Source organism: Promicromonospora kroppenstedtii DSM 19349, from assembly GCF_000515355.1.
GTDB lineage: Bacteria > Actinomycetota > Actinomycetes > Actinomycetales > Cellulomonadaceae > Promicromonospora > Promicromonospora kroppenstedtii.
Window position 1 is genome coordinate 159,128 of sequence record NZ_KI911740.1, and the last position, 1,116, is coordinate 160,243.

General features: G+C 75.6%; 2 protein-coding genes. One reads left to right on the forward strand and one right to left on the reverse strand.

All coding sequences use genetic code 11. From position 1 onward, the window contains the following. A partial coding sequence (locus PROKR_RS23190; protein ID WP_036968247.1) for a DUF2797 domain-containing protein occupies positions 1-534 on the reverse strand: 534 nt, incomplete at its 3' end. Between the two features lie 84 nt (positions 535-618). Between PROKR_RS23190 and PROKR_RS23195 the strand changes: the two genes are divergently transcribed. Then, positions 619-1,116 (forward strand): SDR family oxidoreductase (locus tag PROKR_RS23195; protein WP_169736533.1); only part of this gene is annotated, 498 nt, incomplete at its 3' end.

Sequence of the window (1,116 nt, forward strand, 5' to 3'; positions counted from 1 at the left end):
GCGGGCAGCCCGCTTGCGCGCGGTGTGCACCTGCTGCGGCAGCCCGAGCGCCGTGGTGAGCAGCGACTCGCACCGCCGGGCGGAGACCAGCGTGCCCGCCGACAGGAACAGCGACGACAGCGCGCCCTGCTCCAGCAGCCGCGCCTGCCCGCGCTGGGCCGCGGTGATGCCGGCCTTGACCACGCTGCCGTGGTGCGCGAGGTACACGCGGAACTCCCGCGGGTCGTCGAGCCGGGTGTCCGTGGCGACCGACCGGGTACGGGCGATCGCCGCGCAGGACTCGCACTGGCCCGACTTCGCCCCGGCGTCGAGCAGCGCCCCGCCGGAAGGCGTCGCCGACACGCACGGCACCCGCCGTCCCTCCCACCACAGCCCGAGGCACCGGCGGTCCGTCCCGACGGTCAGCGCGAGTCGCGCCCCGACAGGCAGCGGGCTGGTGCGCGTGCCGCCCGCGGGGGTGAGCCACTCCAGCCAGGCGCCGTCGTCGGACCAGACCAGCCCCGTGGGGCGCCAGGCCGTGCGTTCCTCGGACACGGCACGACTGTAGGGCGAGCGCCCGACGCCGAGCCAGTACGGCCTGCGCGGCACAAGATGGTGTCCTACGCGGAAGGACCGACGATGACGACGATCACCGTGCTGGGCGGCACCGGCACCATCGGCACCCAGGTGGTGCGGCTCCTGCGCGCGCGGGGCGACGACGTCCGGGTCGCGTCGCGCGCGAGCGGCGTCGACCTGGTCACGGGCCAGGGTCTGCGCGAGGCGCTCGACGGCGCCCAGGTCGTCATCGACACCGCCAAGACCGGCTCGCTGGACCCCGCCGACATCGACGAGTTCTTCGCGCGCGCCGGCGAGCACCTCACGCGCTACGAACGCGAGGCCGGCGTGCAGCACCACGTCATGCTGTCCATCGTCGGGTCGGACCGAGCACCCGACGTCCCCTTCTACGCGGCCAAGGTGCGCCTGGAGGACGCCGTCCGCGCGGGTGAGGTGCCCTGCACCATCCTGCACGCCACCCAGTTCTTCGAGTTCGCGCCCACCATCGCCCGGGCCTCGGCCGGGCCGGACGGCGGCCCCGCGCGCCTCGCCCCGGTCCTCGTCCAGCCGGTCGCCGGGGCG